Origin of the sequence: Enterococcus sp. DIV0756, from assembly GCF_051710745.1 — a bacterium.
GTDB lineage: Bacteria > Bacillota > Bacilli > Lactobacillales > Enterococcaceae > Enterococcus_A.
In genome coordinates, this window is the sequence record NZ_JBIOLF010000001.1 from 540,679 (window position 1) to 559,790 (window position 19,112).

The following is a 19,112-nucleotide window of genomic DNA, read 5'->3' on the forward strand; positions in this document are numbered from 1 at the left end:
AAAGAGGTAGCCATGAAAACTAGCGAAGAGCCAAATTGGATTTCAGAATTGAATGAAGAGGAATTTGAGTTTATTAAATTCTTTATCCTTTCTTCTGGATCAATTAAAGAACTGTCAAAAATTTATTCAACTAGTTACCCAACGTTGCGGAAGCAGTTGGACAAGTTAATTCAAAAAATCAGAATCAGTGAACGGAAAGAAAATGACAAGATTATTCAATTGATCCAGCAATTAGAAAAAGAAGGAAAAATTGATCAAGACATTGCGGATACTGTTGTACAAGAATATGGCAAGTCATTAAATTGTTTGATTGTTGATTAACACGAAGACTTTGGATCATTTCAGCAAATGAAGTGATCCAAAGTCTTTTTTGCAAGAATGAACGTTCTATTCCCAGAATAATTAAGGTATGATGGAATGACTATAAGATAAAGATGCTGGGAGGTAGTGAGGTGTTTGTTCACGAACTAAAATTGACTAATTTTCCTGAAAAAATTAGCTATCCTTTTGATGTTTTTGCGGTTCAAGAAATTTTTCGCAAGGGAAGTCTGAGCTTTGATCAGCCAGTTACTTTTCTATCTGGCGATAATGGGACGGGAAAGTCAACGATCCTAGAAGCGATCGCCGTTGCCTATGGAATCAATCCAGAGGGTGGTAGTCAGAATTTTAATTTTCAAACAATGGCAAGCCACTCAGGACTGCACGAAAATGTACGTTTAGTTAGAAAAGGGAACCTTCCCAAGACAAAGTTTTTCTTACGTTCAGAAACTTACTACAATGTTGCTTCGGAACTGGAGTACATGGCTGAAGATGACGGTGAAGTGGCCTTTGCTTCCTATGGTGGTAAATCTCTACACACCCGCTCGCATGGAGAAGGATTACTATCGATCATTGAAAATCGGTTTGGCAAAGAAGGCTTTTATCTTTTGGATGAGCCGGAGGCCGGTTTAGCGACGAGCCGCCAATATACGCTGCTGCGGGAAATCCACTGCTTAGTAAAAGCAGGCAGTCAATTGATTATCGCCACCCATTCTCCGATCCTGATGGCCTATCCAAATGCGCTGATCTATCAGTTTTCAGAGGATGGTTTAGAAGAATTACCACTGGAAGACACCCTTGCCTTTAAAGAAACAAAACTCTTTTATGATGATTATAAGCGCATGCTGCATTATCTACTGGATTGATCGATCCAACGGCTTTCTTTTTTCGAATGAGACCTTCAATGCTAGAATGGTCTTAGCTAGAAAACAGGAGGATGAACAAAGTGCGCTTTATGAAGAAATATGGCTTCCACTTTTTATTAATCGCGGTAATCGCTGATTTTTTGACACCTTACGTTTTGGGAATCTTTTATCCGAAACTCAATCAGTTGACTGCTGTAATGAGCTTATTTGGAGAGGTAGGAAGTCCTGTTCGTCAGGCCTTTTTGATCTGGTCAGTCGTTGCAGGGAGTTTCTACACGCTATCTTTGCCGGCAATTTACACGACTTTGAAAAACACTTCGAAAATGCTAGCAGGCTTAACGACCATCGCAATTGGTTCGTATGGCATTGGAGATTGTATTTTTACCGGCTTGTTTAGTATTGACTCCGCTGAGGCGCAGTGGAATTTTTCTACTTGGGTACACAACCTAGGTTCAGGAATCGGCTATGCGGGCTTTTTACTTTTTCCTTTATTTCTATATTTGATTTATAAGAAGCGAGGCTATCGTTGGGAGAGTCGGCACTACTTGATTTTGTTGCTTTTAAGCTTGGCGGTTGCCGCAATCTATGGCTTGGCTCGTATTCCTCAGTTGAATCAACTTACCGTCTTTCGACAATTAGGCCTTTGGCAGCGAATTAGTTTTATATTTAATTATTTGCCGATTGTTCGTTTTGCGTGGAGCCAGATCAAAAAAAATCCTGTAAACAGATAAGCGTGTAGCGCTCTGTTTACAGGATTTTTGATTGAATTTAAGCTCGTTGCAAAATACTTCCTACATAGAATTTATTCGACTTAAGCCAAACTCTTCCCAGCTCGATGATCGAGTCATCTTCAAGATGGACCAGCTGTTCTTGATAAAGTAACGGAGAATTTTCTTCGATATGAAGTAGTTTTGAAATCGTCTTGGTAGAAGGAACAGCAGCAAAAGAGGTTTCGCTATAGGCGACCTTATGTTCACTGTATTTTTCTACTATATTAAAAAGACTTTCATGGGCATAATCAGCAGCATCGATATTAGGTGCTAATTGGATATTGATATTGTTCTGGATAAACATGACCACTTCATCATGGACTGTCCGTGTTCGTTCAATAAAAAGATAGTCGTCGCCTACGTTGATTTTTAACTGCGCGGCAATTTTTTTGTCTGCCTTCTTTTTTTCTAGATTGATCAATTCTGTTTCAAAATCAATTCCTTGGCTCTTCATTGATTCAGAGAAGGAGATCAACCCTTCCGCTAAAGGAAAGCTGATGTTTTCATCAATGACAAAGGTCCCTTTGCCTTGCTTTTGGGTTAAAACCTTTTCTTCTACTAATAAAGAGATCGCCTTTTTGATCGTACCGCGACTCACATCGAAAAGTTCCATGAGATCTTTTTCTGTAGAAATTTTATCGCCCTTTTTCCATTCGCCTTTTTCAATCTTCTTCTTAATATAATCCATCACTTGCTCATAAATTGGTACTAATGAATTCTTATCGATTTCCATAAAATCAAATTCTCCTAACCCTTAGTCGAAAAGTTCTTGATCTCATTATATCCAATTTTACCTGCGATATGTAGGAATAATTTCTTTGAAATGGAACTAAATGACATTCGTTTTTTGCTAATAGGTCCGATTTTTGTTACTACATTACTTTCTTAAGATAGAAACAGTATCTCCAATCTTGATATCAGGAAGCGTTTTCTGTTCAACATAGATCGTTCCTGGCATTTCACTAGTCGTTGCGCCATCAAAATTCACTGTGATATGACCGAGTTGCCGCAGATTTTCTTCTGCAACCTCACCTACAGCTGTTATTGTATATTTTTCGTCGTTAAAGCAAAGAACCATCTCGGGGGTTATCTTTTCTTGAATAGGCGCGATGATAATTTTATAGCAAAAATCGCTTAATTCAGGTGGCGCATCTTCTCCAAAAAATAGCAGCATGTTCTCTTGTTTAAAATCCTCAGCATCCTGTCCGATCGCAATGACCTTCGTTTCAAAGATTTTCATTGTTATTCCTCCTAATAATTTTTGAAATCCTGTTGACAAATGAAAGCGTTCCTATTACTATACCATTATAGACGTTTATATATGTATAGTAACAAATTGTTTTTAGTACCGTCAAGTAAAGGGGGATATTTTAGCTTTAAAGAATGACCAATTAATTAGGGAAAGGAAGATTTATTATGGATTTTTTGATTAATATCGCAGAACACTTTACTGGTTTGTTTCAAGCGGGGGCAGATCAATTCACTTCATTCGTTGGAGGAATGATTCCGCTGATTGCGTGTTTGATTCTTTTTGTTAATGCTCTTATTCAATTTATCGGCGAAGAACGAGTCTTTGGTTTTATGAAGAAGATGACGCGCTTCACACTTTTGAGATACACAGTTATTCCCTTTTTGGCTTGTTTCTTTCTGACGAATCCAATGTGCTATACCTTTGGAACTTTTCTAGAGGAAGAATACAAGGCAGGATTCTACGACTCGACTGTTTCGATGCTGCATCCAATCACGGGATTATTCCCCCATGCTAATTCTTCAGAATTGTTTGTTTGGTTAGGGGTTTCTGGAGGGTTCGCGTCAGTTGGGAATCAAAGTGATTTAGCCATTCGCTTCTTATTAACAGGTTTTGTCATTTGTTTGATTCGAGGGATCGTGACTGAGCAGTTAGCCAAACGATTTGCAGCTAAAAGAACAGCGGAAATTTCCTAGTTAGAAATTTAAAAAAGGAATAGAGAAATAGGGAGGAAAAGACATGTTTAATACGATAAAAATCTCTCATGGCAATGGTGGTTGGGGTGGCCCTTTAGTTGTGACACCTACTGATGAAAAGAAATATGTGATCAGTGTGACCACAGGCGGGATCAATCCAGTAGCGGAGCGAATCGCAGAGTTATCTGGTGCAACGGTAGTTGATCAATTTACCAATCCAATTGATACGAATGAAGCATTTTGTGCCGTGATTGACTGTGCAGGGATCGCTCGTTGCGGAACGTATCCGAAATTAGGAATTCCAACTGTTAATGTGAAATTAGGTTCACCATCTGGACCGTTAGCAAAATATATTACGGAAGATATCTTTGTTTCTGGTGTAACACCAGCAAGTATTGCTTTAGCCGCTGAAGGTGAAGAAGCGACTACAGCTCAAGCAAATACTCAGAAAGAAAATACAGGACCAAAGAAAAGTATCACGAAGGAAGCTCGTGAAAAGTATGAGGCGAATAAAACGAAAAGCAATGGCATGATGGATGCTATTAATAAAGTCGGTGTGACGGTTGGGAATGTGATCAACGTCATCTATCAGGCGGCGCGCGACACGGTTGATACACTTATTCGAAATATTATTCCTTTCATGCTGTTTGTCTCTGTTCTAATTGGAATCATCAACTACACAGGCTTTGCGGATGTTATTGCGAATTTATTGTCACCGTTAGCTGGGAGTATTTGGGGATTGATCGCGATTGGTCTGTTTTGTAGTATTCCATTCCTATCGCCATTGATTTGTCCAGGAGCGATCATTGCGTCAGTTATCAGCTTATTAATTGGGAATCAAATTGCTTCAGGATCGATTCCGGCCCATTATGCTTTACCAGCATTATATGCGGTGAATTGTCAGGTAGGTTCTGATTTTGCCCCAGTTGGTTTGACCTTAATGGAAGCAAAACCTGAAACGATTGAGAACGGCGTACCCGCTTTTCTGATTGGAAAATTATTGACAGGACCTTTGGCAATTGTGATTGCTTACTTTGCTTCATTTGGTTTATAGAAGATAGGAGCGAGAATAATGGGCGAAATAAAGATTCTATTTATAATCATTCTGGTCTGGCTGCTAGGAACGATTTCCTCTTATTTTCATTGGAAGAAGGTTAATGGCAAGCTAAGTGAATTGAAGCAAAATTTTACTGGATATTTAGGTACAGGTATAAGCAAAGTTAATTTCTTCAGAAAAGTAATGATTATTATTGTTACGGATGTTGATGGAAGGATTACCGATTGTCAGTATTTATATGGCTGGACGACGTTTTCCAACTTCAGACAAAAATCTGAGCTCATCGGCTGTGGTGTAGACTCTGCGTTGGAAGTAATGAATGGAGACAAATTCTATGAGGCGCTAAAATTGTCTCTAAACAAAATCCAAGAACAACGGGGCTGAGACGATGAAGGATTCTAACTCAGAATATTATATTGGCATCGATATCGGGACCACCTCGATAAAAACAGTGGTATACGATGAAACCTTCAATATAAGTTATCAAGTTGGCAAGAAGTATCAGTACGCCATCTATGAGAATGGCTGGACGGAAATTGATCCGACTGTTTGGCGAACGATCGTACTTGAACAGTTAAGCGAGATTTTTTCCATTCTTCCGTATCAGAAAGTAAAAGCAATCGGCATCACAGGGCAGATGCATACGACCGTATTTCTCGATAAGGCGCATCAACCATTACGTCCTGCAATTATGTGGAATGATAAGCGGACAATTGATGTGGTGGCGGAAATCAAAAAGGCTTTGCCAAGAACCCCGCAAACCGAAAATATCTTAAACATTGTTTCGACAGGCAGCCCGTTAGCGAATCTGATTTGGTTGAAGGAATTTGAATCTGACCATTATGAGCAATTGGGAAAAATCTTGATCACTAAAGATTACGTTCGCTTTATTCTTACCGGGGAGCTCTGCACAGATTATTGTGACGCATCAACTAGCAGTTTATACGATGTGATTGCAGAAGAATGGTCTGAGGAAGTTCTGTCCGCGTTTAATCTTTCAGGACATTTTTTCCCAAGGGTTGAGTATGCGTCCAATCGGGCGGGGTATTTGAACTTATCAATGCTAGGTATTGAGGGAAAGGAATTAATTCCTGTTGTCGTTGGGACCGGAGATAATGTCGCTTCGGCAATCGCGAATCAAAGCCAGCCAACCCAACGGCCGATCATCTCTTTAGGAACATCGGGAGTCGTGATCCTATCGAATACACACAATGAATGGCTCACCACTGGAAAAAATATTTTAGCAAAAATCGCCAAAGATGATCAACGCGTTATCACACAAGGAGCATTGCAAAGCGGTGCGAAGGTGATTGAGTGGTGGTCGGATAAAGTCATTCATCAGGATATTACACAATTTGAAGCAAGGCTAGCAACCAGATTAGGTGAGAACCACGTGATTTTCTTTCCTTATTTAACTGGAGATAAAACCTTATTTAAAGCGAGTGAACTATCTGGGGCATTCCTTGGTATCGATTTTAATAGTCAGCAAGATGATTTTTCACTAGCCATTTATGAAGGAACTGCCTTTGCAATCAAGCGGTTGTTACAGCAAATGCGTCCGTTGCAAACAAACGAAAAGTGCTTGCTGATGGGCGGCGGGGCCAAAAGCCAGATTTGGCCGCAGATATTTGCGAATGTACTGAACTGTGTGATCCAAGTTAATCGTGCGAATCGCGAAGCAAGCTGCGGTGCGGCGATGCTGGGGTATTATCACAGTCATCAAGAGTTTCCGGTCTTGCCGGATGAGGTACAGGAATTTGAGCCTGAAGAACTATTGGTAAAAAAATATCAAGAACAGTATCAAACATTTATCGCTTATTCAGATGCGTTGATTAAAAAAGGAAAGGAGCAAAAAAATGAAGCGTGAAGCAATAACTCCTCCCTTTTTCACAGTTAGCCCTAAGTCTTATTTAGTTGGTAATGAGTTGCTAGAACTAGCAAAATTGACCGATCAATATGCAAAGGAACATCATTCTTCGATCTTTTTTGTAGCACCAGCTACAGAATTGGTAAATATTGTTCAGAATACAGAACATGTCATTGTAACTGCACAAACGGCGGATGCTAACGGGTTAGGAAGAGGAATGGGGAGGACAATTCTGGAATCCCTCAAAGAAAATGGCGTGCAAGCAACATTTTTAAATCATATGGAAAATCAGTTAACAATAAAAGAATTGAGCACGACGATTCTGCGCGCGAAGGAATTGGGGATCATTACCATTGTCTGTGCAGATACGCCAGAAGAAGCGACTGCGATAGCCATCCTTGATCCGGATATCATCCTTTGCGAACCGAACCATTTAGTGGGGACAGGAACATTGAGCGATGAGAAATATATCGCGGATACGATAGCCGCTGTTCGAAAAGTAAATCCAGATATCTTGATTATGGAAGGTGCTGGAATTACCTGTGGCGCAGATGTTCGTCGGTTGATCCGACTAGGTGCGCAAGGAACAGGGATATCTAGTACTTTGGCATTAGCCGAGAATAAAGATGAGTTGCTGTCCGATCTATTAGGAGCGTTGAAATAATTATAGGTAACGGATGTCAGTTCAACGTTTAAATGAAAAAGGAGCGTGAAAAAAAATGCCATTAGTAGATGGTAGTTTGTTAGTTGCATTTATTCAAGAAAAACAGGTAATGGGCGGCGCCTTCAATACGACCAATTTAGAGACAACAGTGGGAATCTTAGAAGCGATTGAAGAAACTAAAATTCCTAGTTTTATCCAAATTGCTCCTTCCAACATTGGACTAGCAGGTTATGAAGGAATTGTGGAAATGGTCGAGCGTCAAGCTCAATTCATGGACACGCCTGTTGCATTGCATTTAGACCATGGAAAGAAAATGGCGGATTTTAAAGCGGCGGTACGTGCAGGATTCAATTCCGTAATGATTGATGGTGCCGAGTTTGATTTTGAAGAAAATATTCGTTATACCAAAGAAGCCGTAGATTTTGCCAAAGCCTATGGTGTTCCAGTCGAAGCCGAGCTTGGTGCGATCAAAGGAAAAGAGGATGATCATGTCAGTGAAGCAGATTGTAAAACAGATCCGAAGCAGGTAAAAGAGTTTGTGGAACGAACTGGCTGTGACCTCTTGGCGGTCTCTGTTGGTAATGTCCATGGGATGGATGAGGAACCGCGGATTGATTTTGACTTGTTGGCGGAAATTGCTGAAGAATCACCCGTTCCTCTAGTGATTCATGGCGGGTCCGGGATTCCTTCAAGCGATTTACAGAAAATGAAAAATTATAATGTCGTTAAAATAAATGTGGCTAGTGAATTACGCCAAAGTTATATTCAGAGTATTGGCCATGCCTATGATAGCAATCACACCGAAGCCAATTTAATCGCAGTTCTGACAGATGCTAAAAATTCAGTTCAGAAGAAAACAGTAGAAAAAATCAAAGAACTAAATAAATAATCCGATAAATAAGTCAGCAAACGAATAAGTTTGTTGGCTTTTTTTTCAATGTTCGATTAATTAAAATCAAAAAAATTTATTTTATTTTAGCGAAAAAAATTTATATTTTGACTAAAAATATTTGTGTTAACGAATCCGTACCTATATGATGGAGAAAAGAATAGTCAGAAAATATAGTCATTCTATAGTGGGGGAGAAAAAAATGAAAAAGTTGAAATTGGTTATGGTAGCTGCATTCGCGTTGGTGCTTTTTGCTGGGTGTAAACAGAAGCCGCAGGAGGAGTTTACAGCGGAATTAGCGAAGCAAAGTGAAATGAATGCTGGTACTTATTCGCTCGTGATTGATAAGCTGACGATTGCGGGTGAGAGTGAAGATGCACGGACTCGTGCTTCGATGGATTTAGGCGCAAAAATGATCAGCGGAACGAAAATTTCAGGCAATTATTTAAAGGATAGCGAGAAAAAACGGATTGCGATGGACATGAACATTGATGTTCTAGGTCAGAAGATACCGATGGATTTCTTTATGGATCAGAAGAAAAAAACAATGTACTTAAGTACTGGTTTTATGACAGAAACAGTGAATATCATGAAGGAATTCAATGCAGAAATGACTTTTGATGCGAAAGAAATTGAAAAGCTAGAAGGCAAATATGTTCGAATGACTGAAGAGGATATGAAGAAGAGCGCCAATAGCAAGACGGATACAAGTTTTGCCTATGAAAACTTTGATTGGGAGTTCTTAGGGAAGTATCTGAATACGTTAGATGCTGATTCTTTTGAGAAAAAGGATGACACAATCAAACGTACCTTTACAAAGAAGGATATCAAAGGCTATATTGACTATGCCAAAGAGAATGGCAGTAAGGAAGACAAGAAGGCCGTTAAAGAGCTGGAAAAAAATCTTGATGATCTGACTAAATATGAACAAACAACAACCTTAAATACAAAAAAACACACACAGAAGACCACCATGAAAATCACTGCAAAAAACGATGATAATACAGTTTCGATGGATTTGACGATGAACAGTCAGGCTAAAGACTCTAAGAAAAAAATTACATTGCCAAAATCAGCTGATACGATCTCAATGGCGGAGTTCCAAAAAATCTTAGATGATGCTCAGAAGAACGAATCGTTGGTTTCAGAGGAAGACTTCAATGAGTTATTAGATGCAATTAGAAGAGGCGGAGGTCAATTTAATCAAGATCAAATTGATCAAATCAAACGTACCTATAAACCATACTTGACTGATGAACAATACAAACAGCTTGAAGAAGCCTTGAACCAATCCATGCAAACGGCAGCATAAATCTGTAAGACCAATTCTTGCTAGAGGATTGGTCTTGCTTTTTGTTTTTTTCAGGTGCTGGTAAAGATAGGCTTCATCAAAAAAAGCGTTCACATTGCTTTTGCAAGTATGCTAAACTAATCATGACGACAATCACAAATAGTAGATAAGGGGCGATTTTGGTCCGGCGCACTAGTCATTCCGTAATTAAAGGATTTTAGTGAAACGTGGAAAAGCATTCTGACATTGAATAAACTGAAAATTTTCGCAAGAAAAGACAGTTTATTTGGTGTGCAGAGCTTTTTCATGTTTTTTTGTTGTCTGTTGGATTGTCGTCAGTGAGAAAGAGGAATAGAAAATGATGGAATTCATTAAAAAGGATGTAGCAATTTTTAGTCAAAGCAAGGATTCAATCTGGTTAGATGTCCATTTAGCACCGCAAATGTTGGCCGCCCACTTAGATACTGAATTTGACGGAGCCACCAGAAATGCCAACTATCTTGATCAGTCCATGAAGTGGCTGACGCAAAAATTTCCAGCTCAGGATTTTCCAAGGCTGCTGGATTTGGGCTGTGGACCGGGAATTTATGCTGAACGGTTTTACCAGGCTGGCTATCGAGTTAAAGGGATTGATTTTTCGTCATTGAGTATTGATTATGCCAAACGATCTGCCAAAGAAAAAGGATATGTGATCGATTATCAATGTGGCGATTATTTGAATACGGATTTAGGGAACGAGTATGATCTGATCGTCCTAATCTATTGTGATCTAGGTGTCTTTTCACCAAAAGATCGTCAATATGTATTCGAAAAAGCCTACGGTGCGTTGAAAAAGGGTGGTCGTTTCATTTTTGATGTGTTCACCCCCAAAAAATATGCGGATTTTGAAGCAACAAGTGATTGGAAACTGGAAGAGAATAATTTTTGGACAAAGGATCTTTGTCTACATTTATCGGCGCAGAAGGATTATTCTGGAACTAGGACCTATTTGGATCAGCATTATTTGATTTATCCCGATTTGATCAAGGAATTCTTCATTTGGGAGACTGTTTTTAATCGAGAAGAAGTATTGGCAGAATTGCAGGCGGTTGGTTTTACGAAGAATGAAGTATTTGATGACATTCGGGGAAGATCATTTACAGAAGATTCGGAAACCATTTGTTTCGTCGTTGAAAAATAGTTTTTCTTCGAGGTAGTGATAAACAACATAACAAAGAAATTGGTGATACATTCGGCTCTTGTTTAAGACAAGGTCAAAGATATCACCAATTATTTTAGTAAGAGTGATTAATGAAGGAGGATGGAAAGCATAAAACCAACAAGGTCGAAAAAGTAATGAACAGCAAAACTAGTAAGAATAGAATTGGATTGTTCATAACTTCGATTAAACCAAAATCTAGCAGAACCTTGGAGTACAATCACTTGAAAGATGGTCAATACGACAGAACCGTTGAAATAAGTCCAGTAATGTATCAGGCCAAAGATAATACTAGCAAGGATATTCGCTACTAAGGGAGAAACCTTCACTTTGAATAAATTATAGAAATAAATACTAAACAGCTCTTCGCCAATCAATGCGAAAGGCATAATCAAGAAGAAGAACCAAATCGGATTACTTGCTACAGGGTTGCCTTTATGAGTATGAGTGATTGCAACAATCACTATACTTAAGACGAAAGAAAAAACTTGGGTGAGTAGGAAATACTTGATAAAGTTTTTCCAAAATTTCACTGGTTTTTGATACAGTTTTTCATATGCGTTAAAACCAAAGACGAGGCTATAGGCAATCGAGCCAAAAATCAATAAAGAAAAGTAGCCAATATATGGAATAGAAATAAAGTGGTTTGCGTTACTAACGAGGTAAAAACCAATGCCCACTAAAAGGGTTGCGAATAGGACCTTGGAATAATTCAATTGTTTCGTCATTTTTTTCCTCCTACAAAAGGTTCGTTTGTTTTTTTGAATAAAAATAGAGCGGATAAGAAAAGGATGATACCAGAGATTGTTAAAAATAAGCTTTGATGAGTTGATGAGCCTGTTTTAGGAAGCCGTTTATTGTCAGAAAATACTGGCGTTTCCGATTGGGTCGGATGACTTACATTTAAATTCTCAGTGGAATCAGCATACGGTTTTTCCGTTGTTACGCCCGTACTGTTTTTTTCGGGGAGAGTCGCTGATTCGTTTTTTAGTTCGGGTACTTTTTCTGTATCCTGTATGACTTGCTTGGCAGGTGATTCGTTGTTGGGTAGTGTTTCGATCACACGTGTTTCTGATTTATTGACAGACCCATCTTTTATTATTGGTTCTAGTGTAGTTGAGCTCCCCTCAAGTGTTTCTACGCTTGATGTGGTAGTGTTTGTCGGTATTTTTGTTGATACGTCAGAAAAAGAAGTGCTTTCAGGGACTGTCGTTGGTTCGGTATAAGGTTCAGGGGTTACTTCACCGTTATCACTATACCAACGTTTGCCATCGCGATAAAGATTTAAGCTCTCACTGTTATTGTTATGTAAGTTTAGGTGGTTCGCGTCATTTGTTTTATCACTTTCGTAAAGTACGCCGTTTATGACATATTTTTGTGTTGCTGGTTCAGACGTTTCTGTTGTGCTGCAAAAAGCACGGAGCGGTGAGGCACCGATTAGTGAAAGTGTAAGTCCAAAATAAAGAGCGATTTTTTGTTTAGTAGTGTTCATCTCAAAAATCCTTTCCTGTTGCTGTAACAGTTTTTTGATACTTGTTAGTTGTATCACAGGAAAATATATTTTTTTGATTAGGTCTTGTATACTGGACCATTTTTTACAAAAGAGACTCTAGTTCTTTCGCAAGAGTTTGATGGTCCAATTCATAGAGAAGTGCCAAGAGACGTTCACATTCTTTTTGTTCCTTTGGGTGACCTCGTTTTATCTGGAGGACATAACTAAAGAATTTTGCACACAGTCGATGGAAGAATTCCTTATACTCGGTACTTAACAGGAATAACTGCTCGATCAATACTTCCGCGTAATCTAACTGGTTTTCATCAAGCGTTTCCCGAATTAGATTCACTAATAGACTGCAAAAAATCTCTCTGCCACGATCATAATTTTTATAGAGTTCTAAAGACTTTGAAAGCTGTTTGAAGAAAATTAATTGCTTCTCTCCGTCAATGAATTCCAATGTATTGGCAAATAATTGAATTTCCTGCAACGTCCAAGTTTGCAGGTTCGTCAGATACTGAATGATTGTCGCCTTGTCCTCTGGTAAAACGACATCAGCAGTATAGCTACCTGTTCGATTAGTCGCTTCAATGATCCGAATACGAGAGCGAACCTCTGCTGCATGAACAGTAGCGATGGCTCCTTGTTGTTCCTTCAGCTCATGGAATAGCTGGTAAAGGGCGGGAAGATCATGGTTATTGCTGTAATTGGAGTAACGAAAAATATAATTGGCCTGCTCATTCAACCGATAGTCCTGACTAATATAAATAAACTCATCCATATCTAGTGAAAGGCGCTCTAAAATATCTAACAGCAAAGTAGCTGAGATACTATGATTGCCTTTTTCAAATTCAATCGCATAGGATTTTGAAACGATACCGAGATAGACTTCTTTTTGGGTCAGTCCCTTGCTGAGCCGAATTTTTCTTACCACTTCACCATGATACATGGGTTCACCAACTCTCCTATTATTGCCGTTAGCATAGCATATCTCGATTGAAAACTGGTTCTAGATGTTTAGTAGAAAGGTCGAGTTCTCTTTTGTTTCTTGCTATAATGAAAAGAAAACGAGGTGCAAGATGAAAACAATCGGTTTATTGGGCGGCATGAGCTGGGAAAGTACGGTCACGTACTATACCCGAATCAATGAATTAGTGAATCAACAATTAGGAGGCCTGCATTCGGCGAAAATCAAACTGGCAAGTGTTGATTTTGAAGAGATTGAAAACTATCAGACCGCTAATGAATGGGAGAAAAGCGGAGAGGTTCTTGGGAAAGAGGCACTAAGATTAGAACAAGCAGGGGCTGATTTTCTGTTGATTTGTACGAATACGATGCACAAGGTTGCGCCACAAATTGCCGAGTATTTATCCATCCCGATCCTGCATATTGCAGATGCGACAATTGCAGAGCTGCAAGCGAAACAAATCAAAAAGATTGCATTGTTGGGAACGAAATATACAATGACGCAAGACTTTTATAAACAAAAAATCATTGATAGCGGGATTGATGTCTGGATTCCGAATGCCGCCGATATTGAGACCGTCAATCAAATTATTTTTGCTGAATTGTGTCAGGGAAAGATTTCGGCAGAATCAAAGGAAAAATTTCTTGGGGTGATCCAGAAAGCACTGGAAGCTGGAGTGGAAGGTGTCATCTTAGGCTGTACGGAAATCGGTCTGCTGATCCAGCAGGCGGATGTTACGCTTCCCGTCTTTGACACGACGGAAATCCATTCTCAAAAAGCCGTTGAATACGCGTTGTCAGAATAATCGGAGGACAGGATGGAGACGATTCTTTTTGCACCAGCAACCTTTAATCTAGCGGAAACTACGCGGATGATCGAGATTGCAAAGGTGATGCGTAAGCAGTATCATTGTGTCTTTTGCGGTTTTTCCGAAACCTATCTGGAACTGATCAAAGAAGCCGATTTTGCGGTTTCTTTATTGAGCCCTGAACTGACACCGCAGCAGGAAGCCGCGATTATCAAATTTGATCAAGGAAAAAGCATGAAGAATCCATTCACGACGGAGTTAGTCGCTGAACGTGTCGCCAGTGAGTTAGAGCTGATCGAAAAGGTGGCTCCTCGAGTGATTGTGACCGGCAGTAATGTGACGATTTTTTTATCCGCTCGCATCCGTAAGATTCCTCTAGTCTACGTTAAACCAGTGGCGATGTCGCGTCCGCACCTTAATCAAGCGGCCATCATTCCTAGTCAGTTGGAGAAAGAGTATCTTCCGAAAAAAATACTGTGGTCCCTTTTTCTAAAAGTCTCAAAACGACTAACTTGGAAACCGCGTGCCTTCAAGCAAGTTGCGGCCAACTATCAACTAGAATTACCAAAATACACATTAGATATGCTGGACGGTGACTTGAATTTGATTACCACACTTCCTGAATTCACCAAAGAGTTGGTATTTCCCAGTAATTACCACTCGGTTGGTCCGATTTTTGCCCATCTGCCTTGTGAGCTTCCGGCAGAAGTGCTGCGGGTAATTGACGAGGCACGTCAGAAAAAGAAAACCGTCGTCTATTTTGCTATGGGGAGTTCTGGGAATCGGTCATTGATCGAAAAGCTGTTGGCTTATTTTGTTACCACCGATTTTGAAGTGATTGCGCCGATTAAGCATTATTTGCCAGAGAACTTTGTTGCCGGAAATATCCATGTGTTTGATTGGCTTCCGGCTTTGGAGGTTTCCAAGTTAGTAGATTTTTCTGTGATCCATGGTGGGGAAGGCACGGTGCAAACTGCCTGTTCATCGGGTAAACCATTTATCGGGATTGGTCTGCAGTACGAACAGGAAGTCAATGTCGCCTATTGCCAAACTTTCGGCAATGCCCTCGCGTTACCGCCAAATAAACTGACAGCAAAAAGCTTCTCCCGCAGTATTAAGAAACTGCAATCAATTGATTTTCGGAAAAAGGCAGAAGAAATGCAACGGGTGATGGCGGAAGTGGATGGAGCGAAAGCTGCGCCAGAAATGATCAAGCGTTATTATCTAAAATAAAAAACCAGCTAGATCTTCAATGACGAAGCTCTAGCTGGTTTTATGTTAATGTCTTTTTTTATATTTCCCCATGAAGAGTCCCGCAATTAATCCAACAGCTCCTAAGCTTAACAACACCACGATGGTGATGAAGCTCATTTCGATAATGTTGTAGACACTTGTTTGATTAGCGATCGTATTTGTGGCAATCACGGTTGGGATTGCCAGTAAAGAAGCAGCACCTAAACAGGAACCCATGTTCCAATGCAAGATTTTACGAATGCCGATATTGATCCATAAATAAGCGATCCAAATCAGTGCAATTGGAATCCCGATCGGCCACAGCCAGTGGATTGGAGTATCTAAGAAGTAGTTATTCACTGTTCGTTCAACAACCATGAAGAATGGAATAATTAATACGGTGAATACAGATACCGAGTGGATCACCCGATAATTTTTACTGAAAAGCAAAGCATCCAATAAAGAACCACCAAGAATTAAGGCGCTTCCAACAATTCGAAACCAAGTAAATTGTTGATCAATTGCGAAGTTTGTCACACCAGTTACCGCGAATGCTAAAATGAATAAAATCCAGAAAAATTTTCTAACACCCGTTCCCTTTTTAGCCAAATTGTTCATTTGTTACCCTCCCTATCTAGATCGCATCTCCCATATAAATCCATGATCCCGATTGAATTTCAAGACTTAAGAGCCGTTCTTTTCTAAAGTATAGCAACCATTCAGCTGATTTAATATCAGACCTACGACTCATTTTTCTCTACGACTATAACTAAATATTAGAATCAACTTTGTCTTAACTTGACGGTAAAATTTCTATTTTTTGCTCTATTTCAATGAGGTTCAATAAATTTGATTGGAGGGTTTTCATTTGCATGCTTTAAGAATTCTTTTGGCGTGATCCCAAACTCTTTTTTAAACGCTTTCAAAAAATGGGCATAGGAGTTGAATCCGCACTTACTGTAAACATCAGAAGAACTTTTATACTGCTTTAAGAGTTGTTTGGCATAAAGTAATTTCTTTTTTAGGACAAATTGATGGAAGGTGAAGCCTGTGTGTTTTTTAAACTCTCGCGTGATATAGTATTTGCTTACATAAAAATTTTGTTCCATTTCCTCCAGAGTCAACGGATGGGAGAGATTTTCTGTGATGAAATGAATCATCTCGACAATTCGTTCATTTTGAATGGTTGGCAGGGCTTGGTTTTCTTGGGTATCTTCTTCGACCAATTGATTCAAATGCAGCATATAATTAACCAGCTGTTGTTCATAAAGGATATCTGAACCATAACTCTCCTGAGTAGGCTTTTCATCGACAAAACGGAGCAGTTCATGCAATTTCTCCGGTTTTAACTGTAAAACCTTGCTTCGTTGCTCTCCTACAGGGTGGAAGCAGGCTTCGAGATTGGTCCATTCTGTTGAACGATCACGTAAAAACTTTTCTGTTAGAAAAATATAAACACGTTCAAAATAATCAGTACTTTGTTTCATAATACGGTGAAGATCATTATAATGAATCAGCAGGACTGTTCCTGGGACGATATCAAATTGCCGATTGTCCAAATAAAAAGTTGCAACACCTTCCAAGGTAGCGTGTACTTCGTAAAAATCATGGTAATGATATACAGTCTTTTCGTTATTTACATTGTCCTTTACATGATAGATCTCATATTGATCAGAAAGCATGGTATTCACATAATACTTTTTCTTATTATGGTGGGTCATGTCATCACTCCTAGTGAATTTTTGAACAATCGTTGCTTATTATACTGTACTTTTGTGAAGGCAGGTAGAGAAATAAATAAAATTCCTTTCGTTATCTTTCGTTAATTCCATTAAACATCAGTAAAGAGTCGAGTGGTTCAATTTTTTAAAATTCTGCAATTTTTGACAGTTTTAAATCAAAAAATGCCATATTTAAAAATAGGATTCCTTGCTAAACTATCTTTTGTAAGCAGTTACAACGAATCATTTCATACGATTAGTTGATCTTTTTAAGGAAGAAGGAGTGTTTTAGCATGCAACAGATGGAAACTCGTTATACTCATAGTCCATCGGATATTCGTCATTATTCAACAGAAGAATTGCGAAAGGAGTTCTTAGTAGAAAAGGTTTTTATCCCCGGAGAGATCAGCCTGACGTATAGCCACAATGATCGAATGATTTTTGGTGGAGTTACACCAACGGATAAAACGTTGGAAATCAAACTCGCTCAAGAGCTAGGCGTCGGTTATTTTCTCGAACGAAGAGAATTAGGAATTATCAATATTGGCGGTCCAGGGGCGATTGAAATTGATGGGCAAAAGGATACGATGAAAAAGCAAGATGGGTATTATATTGGGAAGGAAACAAAGCATGTAGTCTTCTCTTCAGAAGATCCGTCAAATCCGGCGAAATTTTATATCAGTTGTGTTCCAGCACATAAAAAATATCCTAATGTCAAAATTAGTATTGATCAAATCAAACCGATGGAGACAGGTGAAGGCGAAACGTTAAACGAACGCAAGATTTATCAATATATTCATCCAAATGTTTGTGAGAGCTGTCAGTTGCAGATGGGTTATACCATTTTAGAACCTGGGAGTGCTTGGAATACCATGCCGTGTCATACGCATGAACGTCGAATGGAGGCTTATGTGTACTTTGACTATGCAACTGAGGACACGCGAGTCTTTCACATGATGGGTAAACCAGATGAGACGAAACATTTAGTGGTGGATAATGAACAAGCGGTGATCTCGCCTAGCTGGTCGATTCACTCAGGTGTCGGGACCAGTAATTATTCCTTTATTTGGGCAATGTGCGGCGAAAATATTACCTATACGGATATGGATATGGTAGAAATGGATCAATTAAAATAAACAAGTAAAAGGAGCAGGCGAACAATGGATTTTAATATGGAAATGTTTCGATTAGACGGGAAAATTGCATTGGTTACAGGTGCGGTCTATGGGATTGGCTTTGAGATTGCTAAATCATTAGCAGCAGCTGGAGCAACAATCGTTTTTAACAATTTGGATCAGACTTCTGTCGATCAAGGTTTGGAAAACTATAAAAAAGAAGGCATCAAAGCCTATGGCTATGTCTGTGATGTTACTGATGAAACAGCGGTAAATGTGATGGTCAAAAAAATCGAAGAAGAAGTCGGTGTGATTGATATTTTAGTTAACAATGCTGGAATCATTAAACGCATTCCGATGTTAGAAATGTCAGCTGAGGATTTCCGTCAAGTAGTCGATGTTGATTTGAACGCACCATTTATCGTATCTAAAGCCGTTTTACCGTCAATGATCAAAAAAGGACATGGGAAAATCATCAATATCTGTTCTATGATGAGTGAGTTAGGTCGAGAAACAGTGGCTGGATATGCTGCTGCTAAGGGCGGACTAAAAATGCTTACTAAAAATATTTGTTCAGAATTCGGGGAAGCAAACATCCAGTGTAATGGGATTGGGCCTGGATATATTGCCACACCGCAAACAGCGCCTTTAAGAGAAAAACAAGCGGACGGTTCACGCCATCCATTTGATCAATTTATTGTATCGAAAACACCAGCAGCTCGTTGGGGTGAACCAAGCGACTTAGCAGGACCAACGGTGTTCTTGGCTTCAAATGCCTCTGATTTTGTGAATGGGCATATTCTCTATGTTGATGGCGGAATTTTGGCTTATATTGGTAAGCAGCCTTAAAGTTACGTTTCATGAGGATAAGAACAAATGATTCTTATCCTCTGCTATTTACGATCAGCA

The 19,112-nt window shown here is 39.3% G+C and carries 22 protein-coding genes; 15 read left to right on the forward strand and 7 right to left on the reverse strand.

Translation table 11 applies throughout. The features are described 5' to 3' along the window. Nucleotides 1–12 precede the first annotated feature (12 nt). From IGI44_RS02595 to IGI44_RS02605, 3 genes are all read left to right on the forward strand, one after another. On the forward strand, nucleotides 13–321 hold the full coding sequence (locus IGI44_RS02595) for a DUF2089 family protein (protein WP_438786212.1): 309 nt from the start codon (nucleotides 13–15) through the stop codon (nucleotides 319–321). Nucleotides 322–452: 131 nt separating this feature from the next. Further along, complete coding sequence (locus tag IGI44_RS02600) at nucleotides 453–1,184, forward strand: AAA family ATPase (protein ID WP_438786213.1); 732 nt, start codon at nucleotides 453–455, stop codon at nucleotides 1,182–1,184. 80 nt (nucleotides 1,185–1,264) lie between these two features. Further along, nucleotides 1,265–1,915: a DUF998 domain-containing protein gene (locus tag IGI44_RS02605; protein WP_438786215.1), complete on the forward strand. Its 651-nt coding sequence runs from the start codon at nucleotides 1,265–1,267 to the stop codon at nucleotides 1,913–1,915. 37 nt (nucleotides 1,916–1,952) lie between these two features. On the opposite strand, the gene IGI44_RS02610 is transcribed toward IGI44_RS02605, so the two are convergent. Beyond that, the gene (locus IGI44_RS02610) at nucleotides 1,953–2,687 is read right to left on the reverse strand and encodes a GntR family transcriptional regulator (RefSeq protein WP_438786216.1); all 735 of its coding nucleotides are present in this window, start codon (nucleotides 2,685–2,687) and stop codon (nucleotides 1,953–1,955) included. Nucleotides 2,688–2,831: 144 nt separating this feature from the next. Beyond that, a complete protein-coding gene (locus tag IGI44_RS02615; RefSeq protein WP_438786217.1) occupies nucleotides 2,832–3,194 on the reverse strand; it encodes a PTS glucitol/sorbitol transporter subunit IIA in 363 nt (120 codons plus the stop codon). A gap of 176 nt (nucleotides 3,195–3,370) precedes the next feature. Between IGI44_RS02615 and srlA the strand changes: the two genes are divergently transcribed. The 8 genes from srlA (at nucleotide 3,371) to IGI44_RS02655 (ending at nucleotide 10,846) form a co-directional block, all read left to right on the forward strand. After that, nucleotides 3,371–3,898 carry a PTS glucitol/sorbitol transporter subunit IIC gene (gene srlA / locus IGI44_RS02620; protein ID WP_438786219.1) on the forward strand — a complete coding sequence of 176 codons (528 nt, stop codon included), beginning with the start codon at nucleotides 3,371–3,373 and terminating at the stop codon, nucleotides 3,896–3,898. Nucleotides 3,899–3,941: 43 nt separating this feature from the next. Continuing rightward, nucleotides 3,942–4,952 carry a PTS glucitol/sorbitol transporter subunit IIB gene (gene srlE, locus IGI44_RS02625; RefSeq protein ID WP_438786220.1) on the forward strand — a complete coding sequence of 337 codons (1,011 nt, stop codon included), beginning with the start codon at nucleotides 3,942–3,944 and terminating at the stop codon, nucleotides 4,950–4,952. A gap of 18 nt (nucleotides 4,953–4,970) precedes the next feature. Continuing rightward, the gene (locus IGI44_RS02630) at nucleotides 4,971–5,339 is read left to right on the forward strand and encodes a transcriptional regulator GutM (RefSeq protein WP_438786222.1); all 369 of its coding nucleotides are present in this window, start codon (nucleotides 4,971–4,973) and stop codon (nucleotides 5,337–5,339) included. A 4-nt stretch (nucleotides 5,340–5,343) separates the two neighbouring features. Next, a complete protein-coding gene (locus IGI44_RS02635; protein ID WP_438786223.1) occupies nucleotides 5,344–6,822 on the forward strand; it encodes a xylulokinase in 1,479 nt (492 codons plus the stop codon). Further along, nucleotides 6,812–7,486 (forward strand): triose-phosphate isomerase, encoded by a 675-nt coding sequence (locus IGI44_RS02640; protein ID WP_438786225.1) that lies wholly within the window; start codon nucleotides 6,812–6,814, stop codon nucleotides 7,484–7,486. The genes IGI44_RS02635 and IGI44_RS02640 overlap by 11 nt, the downstream gene beginning before the upstream one ends. A 55-nt stretch (nucleotides 7,487–7,541) precedes the next feature. Beyond that, nucleotides 7,542–8,375 carry a class II aldolase gene (locus tag IGI44_RS02645; RefSeq protein ID WP_438786226.1) on the forward strand — a complete coding sequence of 278 codons (834 nt, stop codon included), beginning with the start codon at nucleotides 7,542–7,544 and terminating at the stop codon, nucleotides 8,373–8,375. Nucleotides 8,376–8,577: 202 nt separating this feature from the next. Further along, nucleotides 8,578–9,687: a hypothetical protein gene (locus IGI44_RS02650; protein WP_438786227.1), complete on the forward strand. Its 1,110-nt coding sequence runs from the start codon at nucleotides 8,578–8,580 to the stop codon at nucleotides 9,685–9,687. Nucleotides 9,688–10,024: 337 nt separating this feature from the next. After that, nucleotides 10,025–10,846, forward strand: a complete 822-nt coding sequence (locus IGI44_RS02655) for a class I SAM-dependent methyltransferase (protein ID WP_438786229.1) — start codon at nucleotides 10,025–10,027, stop codon at nucleotides 10,844–10,846. Nucleotides 10,847–10,953: 107 nt separating this feature from the next. On the opposite strand, the gene IGI44_RS02660 is transcribed toward IGI44_RS02655, so the two are convergent. From IGI44_RS02660 to IGI44_RS02670, 3 genes are all read right to left on the reverse strand, one after another. Beyond that, a complete protein-coding gene (locus IGI44_RS02660; RefSeq protein WP_438786230.1) occupies nucleotides 10,954–11,592 on the reverse strand; it encodes a CPBP family intramembrane glutamic endopeptidase in 639 nt (212 codons plus the stop codon). After that, complete coding sequence (locus IGI44_RS02665; RefSeq protein WP_438786232.1) at nucleotides 11,589–12,356, reverse strand: LPXTG cell wall anchor domain-containing protein; 768 nt, start codon at nucleotides 12,354–12,356, stop codon at nucleotides 11,589–11,591. Before IGI44_RS02665 ends, IGI44_RS02660 begins: the two co-directional genes overlap by 4 nt. A 103-nt stretch (nucleotides 12,357–12,459) precedes the next feature. Next, nucleotides 12,460–13,308: a helix-turn-helix domain-containing protein gene (locus tag IGI44_RS02670; RefSeq protein ID WP_438786233.1), complete on the reverse strand. Its 849-nt coding sequence runs from the start codon at nucleotides 13,306–13,308 to the stop codon at nucleotides 12,460–12,462. Nucleotides 13,309–13,438: 130 nt separating this feature from the next. Here IGI44_RS02670 and IGI44_RS02675 point away from each other — a divergent pair, with 130 nt between their 5' ends. Further along, a complete protein-coding gene (locus IGI44_RS02675) occupies nucleotides 13,439–14,131 on the forward strand; it encodes an aspartate/glutamate racemase family protein (protein ID WP_438786234.1) in 693 nt (230 codons plus the stop codon). A gap of 12 nt (nucleotides 14,132–14,143) precedes the next feature. Continuing rightward, nucleotides 14,144–15,367 (forward strand): glycosyltransferase, encoded by a 1,224-nt coding sequence (locus IGI44_RS02680; RefSeq protein WP_438786235.1) that lies wholly within the window; start codon nucleotides 14,144–14,146, stop codon nucleotides 15,365–15,367. 45 nt (nucleotides 15,368–15,412) lie between these two features. Here the strand turns inward: IGI44_RS02680 and IGI44_RS02685 are convergent, their stop codons facing one another. After that, nucleotides 15,413–15,985: a hypothetical protein gene (locus IGI44_RS02685; RefSeq protein WP_438786236.1), complete on the reverse strand. Its 573-nt coding sequence runs from the start codon at nucleotides 15,983–15,985 to the stop codon at nucleotides 15,413–15,415. 212 nt (nucleotides 15,986–16,197) lie between these two features. After that, nucleotides 16,198–17,088: an AraC family transcriptional regulator gene (locus IGI44_RS02690; protein WP_438786237.1), complete on the reverse strand. Its 891-nt coding sequence runs from the start codon at nucleotides 17,086–17,088 to the stop codon at nucleotides 16,198–16,200. Nucleotides 17,089–17,381: 293 nt separating this feature from the next. On the opposite strand from IGI44_RS02690, the gene kduI reads away from it, so the two are divergent. Together kduI and IGI44_RS02700 are read left to right on the forward strand one after the other, a co-directional pair. Beyond that, nucleotides 17,382–18,224, forward strand: coding sequence for a 5-dehydro-4-deoxy-D-glucuronate isomerase (gene kduI / locus IGI44_RS02695; RefSeq protein WP_438786238.1), 843 nt, complete (start codon nucleotides 17,382–17,384; stop codon nucleotides 18,222–18,224). A gap of 24 nt (nucleotides 18,225–18,248) precedes the next feature. Continuing rightward, complete coding sequence (locus tag IGI44_RS02700; protein ID WP_438786239.1) at nucleotides 18,249–19,052, forward strand: gluconate 5-dehydrogenase; 804 nt, start codon at nucleotides 18,249–18,251, stop codon at nucleotides 19,050–19,052. Nucleotides 19,053–19,112 lie beyond the last annotated feature (60 nt).